At 68.9% G+C, this 16,176-nt stretch carries 15 protein-coding genes; 10 read left to right on the top strand and 5 right to left on the bottom strand.

Annotated elements, in window-relative coordinates:
• From cdd to JNK84_RS19210, 6 genes are all read left to right on the top strand, one after another.
• On the top strand, nucleotides 1-381 hold the full coding sequence (gene cdd, locus JNK84_RS19235) for a cytidine deaminase (protein WP_293426988.1): 381 nt from the start codon (nucleotides 1-3) through the stop codon (nucleotides 379-381).
• Nucleotides 378-1,175: a purine-nucleoside phosphorylase gene (locus JNK84_RS19230; RefSeq protein WP_293426846.1), complete on the top strand. Its 798-nt coding sequence runs from the start codon at nucleotides 378-380 to the stop codon at nucleotides 1,173-1,175. The genes cdd and JNK84_RS19230 overlap by 4 nt, the downstream gene beginning before the upstream one ends.
• A complete protein-coding gene (deoC, locus tag JNK84_RS19225; RefSeq protein ID WP_293426843.1) occupies nucleotides 1,172-1,927 on the top strand; it encodes a deoxyribose-phosphate aldolase in 756 nt (251 codons plus the stop codon). Before JNK84_RS19230 ends, deoC begins: the two co-directional genes overlap by 4 nt.
• Nucleotides 1,924-3,249 carry a thymidine phosphorylase gene (gene deoA, locus JNK84_RS19220; RefSeq protein ID WP_293426840.1) on the top strand — a complete coding sequence of 442 codons (1,326 nt, stop codon included), beginning with the start codon at nucleotides 1,924-1,926 and terminating at the stop codon, nucleotides 3,247-3,249. The genes deoC and deoA overlap by 4 nt, the downstream gene beginning before the upstream one ends.
• A 3-nt stretch (nucleotides 3,250-3,252) precedes the next feature.
• Nucleotides 3,253-4,446, top strand: coding sequence for a phosphopentomutase (locus tag JNK84_RS19215; RefSeq protein ID WP_293426838.1), 1,194 nt, complete (start codon nucleotides 3,253-3,255; stop codon nucleotides 4,444-4,446).
• Between the two features lie 88 nt (nucleotides 4,447-4,534).
• On the top strand, nucleotides 4,535-6,328 hold the full coding sequence (locus JNK84_RS19210; protein WP_293426836.1) for a glucan ABC transporter ATP-binding protein/ permease: 1,794 nt from the start codon (nucleotides 4,535-4,537) through the stop codon (nucleotides 6,326-6,328).
• 5 nt (nucleotides 6,329-6,333) lie between these two features.
• On the opposite strand, the gene JNK84_RS19205 is transcribed toward JNK84_RS19210, so the two are convergent.
• The 4 genes from JNK84_RS19205 to JNK84_RS19190 all read right to left on the bottom strand — a co-directional run bounded on the left by JNK84_RS19205 (nucleotide 6,334) and on the right by JNK84_RS19190 (nucleotide 10,833).
• Nucleotides 6,334-7,152 (bottom strand): 2-keto-4-pentenoate hydratase, encoded by an 819-nt coding sequence (locus JNK84_RS19205; RefSeq protein ID WP_293426834.1) that lies wholly within the window; start codon nucleotides 7,150-7,152, stop codon nucleotides 6,334-6,336.
• An 88-nt stretch (nucleotides 7,153-7,240) separates the two neighbouring features.
• Nucleotides 7,241-8,659 carry a S41 family peptidase gene (locus JNK84_RS19200; RefSeq protein WP_293426832.1) on the bottom strand — a complete coding sequence of 473 codons (1,419 nt, stop codon included), beginning with the start codon at nucleotides 8,657-8,659 and terminating at the stop codon, nucleotides 7,241-7,243.
• Nucleotides 8,656-9,972, bottom strand: coding sequence for a murein hydrolase activator EnvC family protein (locus JNK84_RS19195; protein ID WP_293426829.1), 1,317 nt, complete (start codon nucleotides 9,970-9,972; stop codon nucleotides 8,656-8,658). Before JNK84_RS19195 ends, JNK84_RS19200 begins: the two co-directional genes overlap by 4 nt.
• A gap of 147 nt (nucleotides 9,973-10,119) precedes the next feature.
• On the bottom strand, nucleotides 10,120-10,833 hold the full coding sequence (locus JNK84_RS19190; protein ID WP_293426826.1) for a protein phosphatase CheZ: 714 nt from the start codon (nucleotides 10,831-10,833) through the stop codon (nucleotides 10,120-10,122).
• A gap of 342 nt (nucleotides 10,834-11,175) precedes the next feature.
• On the opposite strand from JNK84_RS19190, the gene JNK84_RS19185 reads away from it, so the two are divergent.
• Nucleotides 11,176-12,015 (top strand): L,D-transpeptidase, encoded by an 840-nt coding sequence (locus JNK84_RS19185; protein ID WP_293426823.1) that lies wholly within the window; start codon nucleotides 11,176-11,178, stop codon nucleotides 12,013-12,015.
• A gap of 146 nt (nucleotides 12,016-12,161) precedes the next feature.
• Here the strand turns inward: JNK84_RS19185 and JNK84_RS19180 are convergent, their stop codons facing one another.
• Nucleotides 12,162-13,430: an MFS transporter gene (locus JNK84_RS19180; protein ID WP_293426820.1), complete on the bottom strand. Its 1,269-nt coding sequence runs from the start codon at nucleotides 13,428-13,430 to the stop codon at nucleotides 12,162-12,164.
• Between the two features lie 311 nt (nucleotides 13,431-13,741).
• Here JNK84_RS19180 and JNK84_RS19175 point away from each other — a divergent pair, with 311 nt between their 5' ends.
• The 3 genes from JNK84_RS19175 to JNK84_RS19165 all read left to right on the top strand — a co-directional run bounded on the left by JNK84_RS19175 (nucleotide 13,742) and on the right by JNK84_RS19165 (nucleotide 16,174).
• Nucleotides 13,742-14,344 (top strand): TetR/AcrR family transcriptional regulator, encoded by a 603-nt coding sequence (locus tag JNK84_RS19175; protein WP_293426817.1) that lies wholly within the window; start codon nucleotides 13,742-13,744, stop codon nucleotides 14,342-14,344.
• 13 nt (nucleotides 14,345-14,357) lie between these two features.
• On the top strand, nucleotides 14,358-14,642 hold the full coding sequence (locus JNK84_RS19170; RefSeq protein ID WP_293426814.1) for a YciI family protein: 285 nt from the start codon (nucleotides 14,358-14,360) through the stop codon (nucleotides 14,640-14,642).
• A 161-nt stretch (nucleotides 14,643-14,803) separates the two neighbouring features.
• Nucleotides 14,804-16,174, top strand: coding sequence for an aspartate aminotransferase family protein (locus JNK84_RS19165; protein WP_293426811.1), 1,371 nt, complete (start codon nucleotides 14,804-14,806; stop codon nucleotides 16,172-16,174).
• The last annotated feature ends 2 nt before the right edge of the window (nucleotides 16,175-16,176 follow it).

The following is a 16,176-nucleotide window of genomic DNA, read 5'->3' as shown; positions in this document are numbered from 1 at the left end:
ATGTTTGCGATGGCGAGACAGGCGCAGGCGGCGGCCTATGCGCCGCATTCGCGCTTCCGGGTCGGCGCGGTGGTGCGCGCGGTCTCGGGCCGGCTCTATGCGGGCGCCAATGTCGAGAACGCCGCCTATCCCGTCGGCACCTGCGCGGAGGCCGGCGCCATCGCCGCCATGGTGCTCGGCGGCGACCGGGCGATAACCGAGGTGCTGGTGGTCGGCGACGGCGAGCCGCTCTGCACACCCTGCGGCGCCTGCCGGCAGCGCCTGCGCGAATTCGCGCCCGACATGGCCGCGATTCATATCGCGGGGCCGCAGGGCATCCGGCGCAGCTTCACGCTCGGCGAGCTGCTGCCGCACTCGTTCGGCCCGGACAATCTCGCATGAGCGCCGCCGCCACCATCCGCGCCATTGCCGGCGATACGCCGATCGACTGCGCGGTCGTGCTCGGCACCGGGCTCGGGCCGCTGGCCGAGGCGGTCGAGACGCCGGTCGCCATCGCCTATGCCGACCTGCCCGGCTTTCCACTTTCCGGCGTCACCGGCCATGCCGGGCGGCTGGTGATCGGGACGCTGGAGGGCCGGCGCGTGGCGATGATGCAGGGACGCGTTCACACCTACGAGCGCGGCGATCCCCGCGCGATGAAGCCCGCCATCGACGCTTTTGCCGACCTTGGCGTCGGCGCCCTGCTGCTGACCAATTCCGCGGGTTCGCTGAGGGCCGACATGCCGCCGGGCAGCATCATGGCGATCGAGGATCATATCAGCCTGTTCGGACCGAATCCGCTGGTTGGCCTCTCCGGCGACGCCAGTTTCGTGCCGATGAACGACGCCTACGACCCCGGCCTGCGCACCGCCCTCGCCCATGGCGCGGCCGCCGCGCGCATCGCACTGCACGAGGGCGTCTATGTCTGGGTGACCGGGCCGAGCTTCGAGACGCCGGCCGAGATCCGCGCGCTGCGTGGCCTCGGCGCGGATGCGGTGGGCATGTCGACAGTTCCGGAGGTGATCCTGGCGCGCCATGCGGGTCTCCCCGTCGCGGCCTTGTCGATGATCACCAACTATGCCGCCGGCATGGCGGCGCATGCGCCCTCGCACGCCGAGACCAAGGCTGTGGCCCATCAGGGGGCCGCCGCCATGGAGGCGGTGATCCGAGGCTTCCTTGCAAGGCTTGCCGCATGACCGATGCCAGTTCGATGAGCGATTCAGACCTTGCCCGCCGCGCCATTGCGCTGCTCGACCTGACCGACCTCTCCAACGGGCTCGACGAGGCGGGCGTGGAAAAGCTCTGCGCGCGCGCCGCAACGCCTGCGGGCCCGGTCGCGGCCGTCTGCCTGTGGGCCGGATTCGTGCCGCAGGCGCGGCGTCTCCTGAAGGGCGTGCCGGTCAAGGTCGCCACGGTCGTCAACTTCCCCGCCGGCGACGATGACGTGATGGGCGCGGCCGACGAGGCGCGCTACGCCCTGCTCGACGGCGCCGACGAGATCGATCTGGTGCTGCCGTGGCGGGCGCTCGCCGCTGGCCGGCGCGAGGTGGTCGGCGCTCTGCTCGGCGCGGTTCGCGCCTCGGTGCCGCCGACCCGCACGCTGAAGACGATCCTCGAAACCGGCGAGCTGAAAACCCCCGACCTGATCCGGGAAGCCGCGCGCATCGCCATTGGCACCGGCGCCGACTTCATCAAGACCTCGACCGGCAAGACCCAGACCTCCGCGACCCCCGAGGCCGTGGCGATCATGCTGGACGAGATCGCCGCCTCTGGCCGGCGGGTCGGCATCAAGCCCTCGGGCGGCATCCGCACGCTCGCCGATGCGCGCGCCTATCTCGACCTTGCCGACCGGAGGATGGGTCCGGACTGGGCGACGCCCGACACGTTCCGCTTCGGTGCGTCCGGCCTGCTCGACGTTCTGCTCACGGCGGCGGGAGGTGCGGCATGACCTTCATCCCGCAGGAGATCATCCGCGAGAAGCGCGACGGCGGCAGGCTGTCGGACGAAGCCATCGCCGGTTTCGTCGCCGGAATCGGCGAGGGCACGGTGACCGACGCGCAGGTCGCCGCCTTCTGCATGGCGGTGTTCTTTCGCGGCATGGCCATGCCCGAGCGCGTGGCGCTGACGCAGGCCATGGTCCGCTCCGGCGTGACGCTGGACTGGCGCGACCTGAACCTGCCGGGTCCCGTCCTCGACAAGCATTCGACCGGCGGCGTCGGCGACGTGGTCTCGCTCATGCTCGCGCCGATGGTCGCGGCGGCGGGCGGTTTCGTCCCGATGATCTCCGGCCGTGGCCTCGGCCATACCGGGGGCACGCTCGACAAGCTGGAATCGATCCCCGGCTACAATGCGACGCCCGACCGCGATCTGTTCCGGCGCACCGTGCGCGATATCGGCTGCGCGATCATCGGGCAGACCGCCGATCTCGCCCCCGCCGACAAGGTCATCTACGGCGTGCGCGATGTGACCGCGACGGTCGAGACCATTCCGCTTCTGACGTCCTCGATCCTGTCGAAGAAGCTTGCCGCCGGGCTCGACGGGCTGGTGATGGACGTGAAGACCGGCTCCGGCGCCTTCATGCCGGAGTTTCCGCGCTCGAAGGAACTTGCCGAGAGCATCGCGGCGGTCGCGGGCGGCGCGGGCCTGCCCACGGTCGCGCTGGTGACGCCGATGGACCAGCCGCTGGCCAACGCCGCCGGCAATGCGGTGGAGGTGCGCTGGACCGTCGACTATCTCGAAGGCCGTTATCGCGAGAGCCGCCTGCATGGCGTGACCATGGCGCTCGCCTCCGAACTGCTGGTGCTCGGCAAGCTCGCGCCCGATCTCGATACCGCGCTGGGCAAGCTGGAGCGCGTGCTCGCCAATGGCCGCGCCGCCGAGATCTTCCAGCAGATGGTGACGGCGCTTGGCGGCCCCGCCGATCTGATGGAACACCCCGACAAGCATCTGCCGCGCGCGCCGCTGGTGCGGCCGGTTCTGGCCGACAAGGCCGGCGTGGTGACGAAGGTCGATACCCGCGCCGTGGGCATGAGCGTGGTGGCGCTCGGCGGCGGGCGCACGCGCGCCGCCGACCCCGTCGATCACGCCGTGGGGCTCACCGACATCGTCGCGCTCGGAGATGCGGTCGAACCCGGCCAGCCATTGGCGATGATCCATGCCCGTGACGAGGCGGGTTTCGATGCGGCTGCGGCGATGATCGCGAAGGCCGTGACCCTCGGCGCGGGCGGCGCGGTCATTGGCGCGCTGGTCCAGGCCCGGATCACGGGCTGAGCCATGGCCCGCGCCATCGTCATCGTCCTCGATTCGGCCGGCATCGGCGCCAGTGCCGACGCGGCCGCCTACGGCGACGCTGGCGCGGACACGCTCGGCCATGTCGCGGAGTGGTTCGCCGCGACCGGGATGCCCTTCGCGCTGCCGAACCTCGCGGCACTGGGCCTAGGCGAGGCGGCGCGACAGTCGACGGGACGGGTTCCACCGGGGCTCGAGATCGCCGGCCCGCCAAGGGGCCGCTTCGGGTTCGGCGTCGAGACGTCGCGCGGCAAGGACACGCCGTCCGGACACTGGGAGATCGCGGGCGTGCCGGTCACTTTCGACTGGGGCTATTTCCCGAGCACCGAGCCCAGCTTTCCGACTGATCTGACCGAGGCGATCATCCGTGAAGGGCGGCTTCCTGGCATTCTTGGCGACAAGCACGCCTCGGGTACGGAGATTATCGCCGAACTCGGCGAGGAGCATGTGCGGACCGGCAGGCCGATCCTCTACACGTCCGCCGATTCCGTCTTGCAGATCGCGGCGCACGAGGAGGCGTTCGGGCTTCAGCGGCTTTACCAGCTCTGCCTGATCGCGCGGCGTCTGGTCGATCCGCTCGGTATCGGGCGGGTGATCGCGCGGCCCTTCGTCGGATCCGGCGCCACGGATTTCGTCCGCACCGGCAACCGCCGCGACTATGCCGTTGCGCCGCCGGCACCGACGCTTCTCCAGATCGCCGCCGACGCCGGGCGGCATGTCGTCACCGTCGGCAAGATCGGCGACATCTTTGCCCATATCGGCACGGGCGAGGAGGTGAAGGCTAACGGCAACGCGGCCATCGGCGCGGCGACGCTTGCGGCCCTCGACCGGTTGCGCGACGGCGGGTTGCTGATGGCGAATTTCATCGATTTCGACTCGCTCTATGGCCATCGCCGCGATCCCGAAGGCTATGGGCGGGCGCTGATGGCGTTCGACGGCTGGCTGCCGGAGTTGCGGCAACGCCTGAAGCCGGGCGACCTCGTATTCGTCACGGCCGATCACGGCTGCGATCCGACTTATCCGGGCTCCGATCACACGCGCGAGCACGTGCCCATCCTCGCCTTCGGTCCCGGCCAGCCGGCGGGGTCTATCGGCGACCGGGAGTCCTTTGCCGACATCGCGGCAACAGTCTCGGCCCATCTCGGCCTGCCGGGGCCCGGCGCGGGGCGCCCGTTCTGAGCGGGAAACCGCAGCCCTTGCGGCGCGTTGAACGGCATGTTTCACAGGGCATGAAGCGGGCAGGGCCCGCGAACGACCGAGGCGCCTGATGTCACTCCTGAAAGTCTACTGGCGCGTGCTGCGGCAACTCGGGCCCGAGCAGCGCCTCGGCATGGTCCTGCTCCTCTGCAACATCGCGCTTGCCTGCATCATGTTCGCCGAGCCGATCCTGTTCGGGCGGATCATCGATGCGCTCACGGGCGCGCAGGCGCGGGGGCGCACGGTGACCTGGTCCGAGATCCTGCCGCTGGTGACGGCCTGGGTTGTGTTCGGCCTGTTCACCATCGCCGCCGGCGTCCTGGTCGCGCTCCATGCCGACCGCATGTCGCATCGCCGGCGCCTCGCCTTCATGCAGCATTTCTTCGAGCACGTGCTGAACCTGCCGCTCAGCTACCATTCCGGCGCGCATTCGGGCCGCCTGCTCAAGCAGATGCTCGAAGGCTCGAACGCCATGGCCTGGCTGCTGCTGTCGTTCCTGCGCGAGCATTGCGCCTCGATGATCGCGCTGGTGATCCTGGTCCCCGTCTCGCTCTGGGTGAACTGGCGGCTCGGCTCGGTCCTGGTGGTGATGGTGTTCTTCTTCTTCATCCTGACCAGCTGGGTGCTGCGGCGGACGGAGAGCCTTCAGGGCAAGGTTCAGGAATATCACAACGCCCTCGCGGAGCGGGCGACCGACGCTCTCGGCAACGTGCCGGTGATCCAGTCCTTCACGCGCGTCGAAGCCGAGGTCCGCGCCATGCGCGCGACCATCGACGCGCTGCTCGCCGCGCAGATTCCGGTTCTGTCGTGGTGGGCCATCGCGGCGGTCGCCTCGCGCGCCTCGGCGACGCTGACGGTGCTGTCGATCTTCCTGATCGGCACCTGGCTGCACATCAACGGCCTCGCCACCATCGGCGAGATCGTCACCTTCATGGGCTTCGCCACCATGCTGATCGGCAAGCTGGAGGCGCTGGTCGGTTTCATCAACGCCGTCTTCCTCGAAGGCCCGAAGATCAAGGACTTCTTCGAGGTCATCGATACCACCCCGCAGGTCCACGATCGGCCGAACGCCGTCGATATCGGCCGTGTCGCCGGCACGGTGGCCTTCGAGAACGTCTCCTTCTCCTATGACGGCAAGCGCGCGGCGGTGGCGGACCTCTCCTTCGTCGCGCAGCCCGGCGACACCATCGCGCTGGTCGGCTCGACCGGTTCGGGCAAGTCCACGACCTTGTCGCTGCTCCACCGCGTCTTCGATCCGCAATCCGGCCGCGTCACCATGGACGGTCACGATATCCGCGACATCACGCTGGTCTCGCTCCGTCGCAATATCGGCGTCGTGTTCCAGGAGCCGATGCTGTTCGCGCGGACGATCAAGGAGAACCTGCAGGTGGGCCGCCCCGAGGCGACCGACGACGAGATCTGGCAGGCCTGCGAGCGGGCGCAGGCGATGGACTTCCTCAAGCGTCAGCCGGACGGGCTCGACACCGAGGTCGCCGAACGCGGCCGTTCGCTGTCGGGCGGCGAGCGCCAGCGCCTGTCCATCGCGCGCGCGCTCCTCAAGGACCCGCCCGTGCTGATCCTCGACGAGGCGACCTCGGCGCTCGACGCCACCACCGAGCAGAAGCTGCAGGCGGCGCTGGAAGAGGTGATGAAGGGACGCACGACCTTCGTCATCGCCCACCGTCTCGCCACCATCCGGCACGCAACGCGCATCCTCGTTTTCGATCAGGGCCGCGTCATCGAGAGCGGCACGTTCGAGGAACTGGTGGCGCAGGGCGGCGTCTTCGCCAACCTCGCCAAGGCGCAGTTCATGGCCGGCAGCGAGGGCGACCGCAAGCCGCCGCGCGCGATGGTCGAGACCTGATCCGTTCAGACCAGCGCGAGGCGCATCGGCTGGACGTCGATGCCCTCCACCGTGGTCGACCATTCCTCGCCGGGCGCGATGGGAAACGCGCGCGTCACCGTGCCGGTGGTGATGATCTCGCCCGCGCCGATCGGCGTCGCCTGCGGGTCGGCTTCGAGCACGCCCGCGAGATGGCGGGTCGCCGAGAGCGGCCCATCCAGCACATTGGCCGCGACGCCCCGGTCGAGTGTCTCGCCGTTGCGGGCAATGGTGATGGCGAAGGTGCTGAGCGCCTCCAGCCAGCGGCCGGGATCGCCGCCCACCGGCGTCCGCGGCCCGCAGAACAGCGCGCCGTGCAGCCCGAAGGCCGCCTGGCAGTCGGAGCCCTGGAAGATCCAGCCGGGAAACAGCGACTGCACGATCTCGAAGCCGTGCGCGACCCAGCCGACCGCGCCGAGGATGGCGCGGTCGTCCATGGCCGCCGTCACCGGGCCCGTGAAGCCGAGGATGATCTCCGGTTCGATGCGCGGCTCGACGAGGTGGCCGATGGCCGCCTCCGCCGGGCCGGACACATCCCGGAACGTCGTGTCATAGACCGGTCCCCAGATCGGCGAATAGACCTTGTACTCGTCCCAGATGGTGCGGTTGGTGAAGCCGATCTTCCGGCCGATGATCCGCTCGCCGGCGGCGACGCGACGGCGTGCGACCTCATGGGCGACCCTCTCGCCGTCGCGGACGGTGAAAGTCGGCTCCGTGGTGCTCAGGGGCGCGATCTGGCGGCCCGAGCGGTAGGCCGACAGCACCGTGTCGGCGAACAGGGCGGTCTGCGACGAAGAGAGGGACATGGCGAGGCAGCAAGGGGTCGGGGTTGAGAAAACCCCCGGCCATTGCTGACCGGGGGTCTGGAATGTCTGCCGGTCCGGGCCGAAGCCGTTAGCGGGACGGCGCGGGAGCCGGAGCAGCAGGGGCCGCGGGCGTCGTCGGAGCGGCCGGCGTCGCGCCCGCTGCCGGCGCGGCTGCGGCGCGCTGGCTCGGCGGGAAGGCCGGATCGGTCGCCTCGCCGCGCAGCAGTTCGAGCGCGCGCTTGATCTGCATGTCGTCCTTCTGCTCGCGCGGCACATAGACCTCGGTCGGCGAACGCACCTCGTTGCTCTCGCCGCCCTGATTGCGCAGATGGCCGCGCAGGCCCGCTTCGCTGCGGCGCTCGGTGGCCTGGGCCTGGGCGCGCAGCTCCTCCGGCACCGGCTGTTCGAGCACGATGTCCGGGTCGATGCCGCGGGCCTGGATCGAGCGGCCGGACGGCGTGTAGTAGCGCGCCGTGGTCAGGCGCAGCGCGCCCTGGCTGCCGAGCGGGATGATGGTCTGCACCGAGCCCTTGCCGAAGGAGCGCGTGCCGAGCACCGTCGCGCGACGGTGGTCCTGCAGCGCGCCGGCAACGATCTCGGAGGCCGAGGCCGAACCGCCGTTGATCAGCACGATGACCGGCTTGCCGCCGGTCAGGTCGCCCGAGCGGGCGTTCCAGCGCTGCGTTTCCTCGGCATTGCGGCCGCGGGTCGAGACGATCTCGCCGCGCTCGAGGAAGGCGTCGGAGACCGAGATCGACTGGTCGAGCAGGCCACCCGGATTGAGGCGCAGGTCGAGCACATAGCCGCGCAGCTTGTCGGCCGGCACCTTGGCCTTGATGTCCTCGATCGCGCGCCGGAGGCTCTCGGTCGTCTGCTCGTTGAACTGCGTGACGCGGACATAGCCGACATCGTCGCCCAGGATCTGGTGGCGGACGGCGCGGATCACGATGCGGTCGCGGGTGATCTCGATGTCGCGCGGCGGGGTGCCGGCGCGGTTGACGCGGATGGTGATCTTGGAGCCCACCGGGCCACGCATCTTTTCGACCGCCTGCTGCAGGGTGAGGCCCTGAATCGGCTCGTTGTCGATGTGGGTGATGATGTCATTGGCGAGAATGCCCGCCTTGGAGGCCGGCGTGTCGTCGATCGGCGAGACGACCTTGATCAGGCCCTCTTCCTGGGTGACCTCGATGCCGAGGCCGCCGAACTCGCCGCGCGTCTGCACCTGCATGTCGCGGAAGTTGCGCGCGTCCATGAAGCTCGAATGCGGGTCGAGCGAGGTCAGCATGCCGTTGATCGCCGCCTCGATCAGCTTGGCGTCATCCGGCTTCTCGACATAGTCGGTGCGCACGCGCTCGAAGATGTCGCCGAACAGGTTGATGTGGCGGTAGGTGTCGGAAGCCGCGGCATTGGCGTCCATCCCGAGGATGGCCCGGGGCTGCGTGACCGCCACGGTCGCGAGCGCCCCCATGGCGGCCCCTGCGAGAAGGATCGAAGCTTTGCGCATCATCCGCGAACCCTTTCATTGGCCTGGACGCCGGGTGTCCGCGGGGACCACCAAGGCGCGGGGTCGACATTCGACCCATCCTTGCGAAATTCGACGTAGAGCACCGGCTGCGAGGAACCGGTCGTGACTGCCGAGGTGGGAGGCGGAGCGTTGCCCATCACGCCGACCGCCTCGCCCGCCAGCACGAACTGGCCGAGATCCACGGTGATCCTGTCCATACCTGCAAGAACCACATGATACCCGCCGCCGGCATTCAGGATCAAGAGTTGTCCATAGGTGCGGAACGGCCCCGAATAGACGACCCAGCCGTCCGAGGGGGCCGTCACCGAAGCTCCGGGGCGTGTGGCGAAGGACTGGCCGCGTTCGGTGCCGCCATGGCCGTCGGGAGCGCCGAAATCGCGTAGCCGGACGCCCAGAACCGGTATGCCGAGCCGGCCCCGCGCCTGCTCGAAGGGCATTGCGGGGGTCATGCGGGCGGCGTTCTGCAGGGCGGCCATCTGCTGGCGCCGGTCGGTCGCCGTGGCCCCGCGGGCGATGACGGTGGTGCGGGCAGCGTCCGCCGCGCGCTGGGCCGCCGAGATCTCGGTCTCCATGCGGCCGATCAAAAGTTCGAGATTTCCGGCCTGTCGGGCGAGATCGGACGCCCGCGCCTTCTCGGCCTCCAGCGATTTCTCGCCATCGACCAGCTGGCGCTGGCGCGCCTCGGACAGGGCATCCAGTCGGATCCGCTCGGTGCCGAGCGAGGCCAACTCGGTGCGCAGGCGCTCGCGGTTCTCCGCGATGGACCGGCGCAGGACCGACAGTTCTTCCAGATCGCGCGCGAGAATGCCCACCGCCTCGCGCATTTCCGGCACCAGCGTGCCGAGCAGCATGGCCGTGCGGACGTTCTTCAGGACATCGTCGGGCCCGACCAGCATGGCCGGCGGCGGGCGGCGGCCCATGCGCTGGAGGGAGGCCAGAACCTGCCCGATCAGCTCGCGCCGGTCGTGCAGCGACGTCCGCAGCTCGCCCTGGCGCTGGTCGAGGCTCATTAGCCGCGTCTCGCTCTCGGCGACCTGCGCCTCGGCCTCGCGCAGGCGCGCCGCCGTCTCGATGCCCGCCTTGACCAGCGCGGCGCGGTCGGCGCGCATGGTCTCGATCTCGGTCGAAATGCGAAAGCGCGCGGCCTCGGCGCGCTCGAGGCCGGCGCGGATGCGGGCGAGTTCCTCCTGGCGCGCGCGGTGCTCGGTTGTCGCCTGGTCGGCGGCGCCCGGCGCCTGCGCCATGGCGGGCGCGGCGAGCGAGCAGAACGCGAGAAGGGCGAGGGAAAAGCGCATCGGGCCCGAATCAAGGGGGGCGGACAGGAACGGTCCGATGCTACATGGCCGCAGGTGCGGGCGGAATCTGGGCAACGATGAGCCGAACCCGCGGCTATCGGGTTAAACTTCGGCAATGACAGGCGCGCAGCTCAGGCGGACGCAACGTCAGTTGAACAGCGCGTCGATGTCGTCCTGACTGGCATGGCCGCTCTCGCCGGCGATCTTCGGGCCGTTGAGCAGCGCCGCATCGCCGGTGGCGTCCGCGATGCCGTCGATCTCGACATCCCTGAAGCTGTCGAGCCCGCCCCAGATGTCCATCATCTTGACGATGCGTTCCTCGATGAACTTCAGCGTGTTCACGACCTTGGTGATGCGCTGGCCGGTCAGGTCCTGGAAGTTGCAGTGCTCGAAGATCGTGATGATCCGCTGCTGGATATCGTCGATGGCCGCGCGATCCTGCACGCTCTTCAGCTTGGCGGCGAGCTGGCCGGCGATCTGGTCGATGCCTTCCGCCGCCGACAGGATGCCTTCCGTCGCGTCCTCGGTTCCCGAGACGATGGCGTCCAGCTCGTGCGTGACGCGCGTCATCTGCTTGCCCTGGAAGCCGGTGACGTGGAGCGTGGCGATCTCGTGCTTGGTCTGGTTGATCGCCTCCCAGATCTGGTCGAGCTCGGTCTTGAGCTTGAGCGCCTCCTGCATCTCGGTCCGGTAGGCCTCGATGACCTGCTTGGAGACTTCCTCGGGCTTGATCAGGGCGCGCAGCGCCTTCAGCTCGGCCATGATCTCCTGATGGCCCTCGCCTGTGAAGGCCGGGAAGGCCATCGCATCCGGCGGGTGGGAATAGGATTCGATACGGAAGGCTCTCTTCGACGCGCGCATGAAGGACCCGGAGGCATGAGAAGGCGGCCCGGGCCTTCTGGTCCGGACTGGCCAAGCCTTGGGCGCGGAGGGTTAAGGTGGGGTTGGCGAAATGCCACAGATCGCTAAGGCACAATTGGAAAAAATGTTAAGGATGACAGAACGTTAACGCACTCGATGCCGACCGTTCCGGCTCATTTGAACCGCCGGTTAACCTTGAGGAAGACTTTGGCGAGATGGTTGACGGAAAGGCCGCCCGTCGGCCCGCGCCGTTTACCATTCGGTGGGGACCTTGGGCTTTCCATCGCGGATGAGAGACGGCGCCTCCCGCCCGTCGACGTGTGTGTTCACTTGAGTCCGTCGATGTCCAAGCTCAGCCTGCCGGCCGCGCTCGCGGCCTTCTGCGCGGTGTCCGCCGCCACCCTTCAGCCCGCCCACGGCCAGATCGCCGGCGCCCGCCGCGCCGGCGACATGGGCGGCGGCTTCATCGAATTCCTCTATAATGGCGGCCAGCCGCCGGCCGGCCCCATCGCCACCGCGCGCCGGGTTCCCGATTCCCGCGCCCACGATCCCGGCCCGGGCGTCGTCCGCGCCACGCCCCCTGTCGCGCAGGTTCGCGGCCCTTTCGAGCAGAGGTCCGTGGCGGTCGCGCCGGGCCTGGAGCCGGTGCGACCGATCCACGCCCCGCACCAGCATGCGGCGTACGCCCCGGAGGTTGAGCAGGCGCTGCGCAGCCGCACCAGCATCCGCCCGTCCATCGATCCGCGCTACCTACCGCAGACGGTCGAGTATCGCACGAGCCATCGCCCCGGCACGGTCGTCATCGATACCCGCGAGCGCTATCTCTACCTCGTCGAGGCCGGCGGCATGGCTCGCCGCTACGGTGTCGGCATCGGCCGGCCGGGCTTCGGCTGGACCGGCACCAAGACGGTGACGCGCAAGGCCGAGTGGCCGGACTGGCGTCCGCCCGCCGACATGCTGCGCCGCCGCCCCGACCTGCCGCGCTTCATGGCCGGAGGCCCCGCCAATCCGCTCGGCGCGCGCGCGCTCTATCTCGGATCCTCGCTCTATCGCATTCACGGCTCCAACGAGCCCTGGACCATCGGACAGGCGGTGTCGTCGGGCTGTTTCCGCATGCGCAACGAGGACGTGATGGAATTGTACGGCCGGGTCCGTGTCGGAACGCGGGTCGTGGTGATGTGAGTTTTCGCGGCGGCCTCCCCGAGGCCGCTGCCTGTCCTTGCGACGGACGGGGCGGTGAAGCCCCAAACCGGCGCGGCGCTCGAAAGAGTGGACAGGAGGGAGGCCGCCCCGCCGCCAGGTGGGGCGGCCTTTCCCGTTTGCCTGCCTCAGGAGGCCTGCAATGCGGTGTCGCGGGCCAGCCTTTCGCGCCGCCACAGCAGCCAACCGACAGTCGCCAGATTGACCGCGTTCCACAGGATGCCGTTGACGAAGGCGGCCTGATAGGACCGCGTCAGGTCGTAGATGACGCCGGACAGCCAGCCGCCCAGCGCCATGCCGATCAGCGTCGCCATCAGCACCACGCCGACCCGGTACGCCGCCTCGCCGGGCGGGAAGTACTCGCGGACGATGATGGCGTAGCAGGGGATGATGCCGCCCTGAAACAGGCCGAACAGCGCCGAGAAGATGTAGAGCGAGGTCAGTTCGCTCGAGGTCAGGAACAGGAGCAGCGCCACGCCCTGCAGGCATGACGCCAGCAATAGCGCCGCCAGACCGCCGATCCGGTCGGCGATGAAGCCGGTGCCGATGCGGCTGATGATGCCGAGGCCGAGCATCAGCGACAGCATTTCCGCGCCGCGGGCGACGCCGTAGCCGAGGTCAGCGCAATAGGCGACGATATGGACCTGCGGCATGGCCATCGCGACGCAGCAGGCGACGCCGGCGACGAACAGGGCCGCCATCAGGACATTGGGCGGCAGGCCCAGCGGCATTGCCCCCGTGCCCGGTTTCGCGACCGGGCTTGCCGGGCCGGCGGGGGACGCGGCAGCCGGCGCCCTGCGGCGCAGCAGCAGGGCCAGCGGCGTCATCGTCGCCACCACGACGCCTGCGATGATGAAGTGGGTGACGCGCCAGCCATAGGCATCGAGCATGAAGCGCACGGCCTGCGGCCAGATTCCGCCGGCGAGGTAATTGTCGCATGCGCAGAGCGCCACGGCGATGCCGCGTCGCCGGTTGAACCACAGCGACACGTCGGCCATCAGCGGCCCGAGCACGACGGCCGCGCCGACCATGCCGATGAACAGGCCATGGGCGAGAGCGAAGACCCAGATATTGGGTGCAAGTCCTGCGATGACATAGCCGAGGCCGATCATGATTCCGGCGGCCGCCACAGGCAGCATGATGCCGATCCGGTCGGTCACCTTGCCGAGGAACACGCCGCCGACGGCAAGGCCGATCATCGCCATCGTGTAAGGCAGTGAAGCGTCGCCGCGCGCGACGCCGAAATCGGCCTGCACGGCCGGCAGAACCACCACGACCGACCAACTGCCGACGCCGCCGATCGTGCCGAGCGCGACGGCGACCAGCAGGCGGAACCACGCGGCTGGACCGTCGATGTCACGCGTGGCGGCTACGGGTTCGGCGGACGACGGCGACATGTTGCGGACCTGCTATCTCGAAGGGCCGGGTCAATAGCAGATGCGGATGGCTGGTGGTGCCCGGCTCAAGGGCGGCTGCTCTGCGTCCGGGCCGCACGGAGATATGCGGTCGCGAGACCGGAAGACGGCTGACCTAGACGGCTCGGTCAAACGGGGGGCTGTCGTGAGCCGGTTCCGCCTGGGACGCCGCAGGAATGCAGGAGGCCGCGGGATTGACACATGTAGGTCATGTGTCCTACCCCTGCGTAGGACGCATGACCTAAAGTGGGCGCTGGTCGCCCGAACGGGGCAGGCTCACAACGAGGATGTACGTGGCCGCGACAGAGACCCGTCGGCAGATCACCGAGGCAGCGGACACGCTCTTCTACGAGCGCGGCTTCGAGGCGACCTCCTTTGCCGATATCGCCGCCGCCGTCGGTCTGTCGCGCGGCAATTTCTATTACCACTTCAAGACCAAGGACGAGATTCTCGAGGCGGTCATCGATCTCCGCATGGCGAAAACCCGGGCCATGCTGGCGGGGTGGGCGGCAGGCGCCGATGAGCCCGTGGGACGCATCGCCGGCTTCATCCACATGCTCATCGCCAACCGCGCCGGGATCATGGCGCACGGCTGCCCGGTGGGCACGCTGTGCAGCGAACTCGCCAAGCTCGACCACGTTGCCAAGGACCGGGCGACAGAGCTCTTCGGCCTGTTTCGCGACTGGCTCGCACAGCAGTTCAGCGCGCTTGGCCGCGACGATGACGCCGAGAGGCTCGCCCTGCATCTCCTCGTCCGCAGTCAGGGCATTGCCGCATTGGCCACGGCCTTTCGCGACGAAGCCTTCATCCGCCGCGAGGTCGCCGCCATGGAGACCTGGCTGGCGGGTGAACTACCCGGCCTTGCGAGACGCGACCCTTCGCTTCCGAACGCCTGACGGAGCCCGCGACATGTTCATCGCCACGCTGAAATTTGCCGACCGATCCCGCGCCTCGCAGCTCATGGAAGGGCACAATAGCTGGCTGCGGCGCGGCTTCGACGACGGCGTCTTCCTGTTGGCCGGCAGCCTCCAGCCCGGCCTTGGCGGCGTCATTCTCGCCCACAACCTGTCGAAGGCCGATCTCGAAGCCCGCGTTCTGGAAGACCCGTTCGTTGCCGAGGGCGTGGTGACCGCCGAAATCCTCGACATCGCCCCGGCGCGGGCGGATGAGCGGCTGGCCTTCCTGAAGGGGTGACGGGGCCGGGATCGTGGAATTCCTTCTTCGGAGAAGCGCGCGCTGGAACCGCCCGGCGGGCTCGGCGGGCCCGCATCCCTCCCCTTCCGCATCTCATCTTGCCCGCGGTTCTGCCCTTGGTATGGTCATTCTCCATCCCGCCTCTTCCGGAGAATTGACTGATGTCCAAGACGAGCGCCCTGCGCGTGGTTGGCGCCGACGATAGCGCCGCCACGGCCATTCCGAACGATCTCCAGGCCTTCTGGATGCCGTTCACGGCCAATCGCGCGTTCAAGGCGCGCCCGCGCATGATCTCGCGCGCCAAGGACATGTACTACTACACGCCCGAGGGCCGGCAGATCATGGACGGCACGGCGGGCCTTTGGTGCTCGAATGCCGGCCACGGCCGCGATCCCATCGTCCAGGCGATCCAGAAGCAGGCGGCCGAGCTCGATTTCTCGCCGACTTTCCAGTACGGCCACCCCAAGGCCTTCGAGCTGGCGAGCCGCATCGCGGCGCTGGCTCCGAACGATCTCGACCATGTGTTCTTCTGCAACTCGGGTTCGGAAGCGGCCGACACGGCGCTGAAGATCGCACTGGCCTACTGGAACGTCCGCGGCAAGGGCTCCAAGACCCGCCTGATCGGCCGCGAGCGCGGCTATCACGGTGTCGGTTTCGGCGGCATCACGGTCGGCGGCATCGTGCCGAACCGCAAGTTCTTCGGCACGCTGCTCTCCGGCGCTGACCATCTGCCGCACACCTATAATCGCGCCGAGCAGGCCTTCTCCAAGGGCGAGCCGGAATGGGGCGCCCATCTCGCCGACGACCTCGAGCGCATCGTCGCGCTGCACGACGCCTCCACCATCGCGGCGGTCATCGTCGAGCCGATGGCCGGCTCCACCGGCGTTCTGCCGGCGCCGAAGGGCTATCTCAAGCGCCTGCGCGAACTCTGCGACAAGCACGACATCCTCCTGATCTTCGACGAGGTCATTACCGGTTTCGGCCGCCTCGGCGCGCCGTTCGCCTCCGAGCGCTACGGCGTGACGCCCGACATCATCACCTTCGCCAAGGGTGTCACCAATGCGGTCGCTCCGATGGGCGGCGTCATCGCCCGCAAGAACATCTACGACACGTTCATGACCGGGCCGGAGCATGTCGTGGAGCTGTTCCACGGCTACACCTATTCCGCCCATCCGCTCGCCTGCGCGGCGGGCCTCGCGACCCTCGACCTCTATCGCGACGAGGGCCTGTTCGAGCGCTCGAAGGCGCTGGAGCCGGTCTGGGCCGATGCGGTGTTCTCCGCATGGCGCGACATTCCCGGCGTGCTCGACATCCGGCAGGTCGGCCTCACGGCGGCGGTCGATTTCGAGCCGAACAAGGGCGGCGTCGGCAAGCGCGGCTTCGAGTGCATCGACCGCGCCTTCCACGACGAGGGCCTGATGATCCGCACGGCCGGCGACACCATCGCCGTCACCCCACCGCTGATCGTCACCGAGGCGCAGATCGGCGAACTGACCGAGAAGGTCGCCAAGGTGATCAAGGCGACCGCGTGAGG

Origin of the sequence: Phreatobacter sp. (genome assembly GCF_016793595.1) — a bacterium.
Classification (GTDB): Bacteria; Pseudomonadota; Alphaproteobacteria; order Rhizobiales; family Phreatobacteraceae; genus Phreatobacter.
This window is presented reverse-complemented; position numbering and strand designations above follow the sequence as displayed.

Bases quoted from the DNA above. Each gene is read 5' to 3' on its own strand.
- JNK84_RS19190 (WP_293426826.1), bottom strand. From the start codon at position 10,833: ATGCGCGCGTCGAAGAGAGCCTTCCGTATCGAATCCTATTCCCACCCG.
- deoC (WP_293426843.1), top strand. From the start codon at position 1,172: ATGACCGATGCCAGTTCGATGAGCGATTCAGACCTTGCCCGCCGCGCC.
- cdd (WP_293426988.1), top strand. From the start codon at position 1: ATGTTTGCGATGGCGAGACAGGCGCAGGCGGCGGCCTATGCGCCGCAT.
- JNK84_RS19185 (WP_293426823.1), top strand. From the start codon at position 11,176: ATGTCCAAGCTCAGCCTGCCGGCCGCGCTCGCGGCCTTCTGCGCGGTG.
- JNK84_RS19180 (WP_293426820.1), bottom strand. From the start codon at position 13,430: ATGTCGCCGTCGTCCGCCGAACCCGTAGCCGCCACGCGTGACATCGAC.
- JNK84_RS19215 (WP_293426838.1), top strand. From the start codon at position 3,253: ATGGCCCGCGCCATCGTCATCGTCCTCGATTCGGCCGGCATCGGCGCC.
- JNK84_RS19170 (WP_293426814.1), top strand. From the start codon at position 14,358: ATGTTCATCGCCACGCTGAAATTTGCCGACCGATCCCGCGCCTCGCAG.
- JNK84_RS19230 (WP_293426846.1), top strand. From the start codon at position 378: ATGAGCGCCGCCGCCACCATCCGCGCCATTGCCGGCGATACGCCGATC.
- JNK84_RS19195 (WP_293426829.1), bottom strand. From the start codon at position 9,972: ATGCGCTTTTCCCTCGCCCTTCTCGCGTTCTGCTCGCTCGCCGCGCCC.
- deoA (WP_293426840.1), top strand. From the start codon at position 1,924: ATGACCTTCATCCCGCAGGAGATCATCCGCGAGAAGCGCGACGGCGGC.
- JNK84_RS19205 (WP_293426834.1), bottom strand. From the start codon at position 7,152: ATGTCCCTCTCTTCGTCGCAGACCGCCCTGTTCGCCGACACGGTGCTG.
- JNK84_RS19165 (WP_293426811.1), top strand. From the start codon at position 14,804: ATGTCCAAGACGAGCGCCCTGCGCGTGGTTGGCGCCGACGATAGCGCC.
- JNK84_RS19200 (WP_293426832.1), bottom strand. From the start codon at position 8,659: ATGATGCGCAAAGCTTCGATCCTTCTCGCAGGGGCCGCCATGGGGGCG.
- JNK84_RS19210 (WP_293426836.1), top strand. From the start codon at position 4,535: ATGTCACTCCTGAAAGTCTACTGGCGCGTGCTGCGGCAACTCGGGCCC.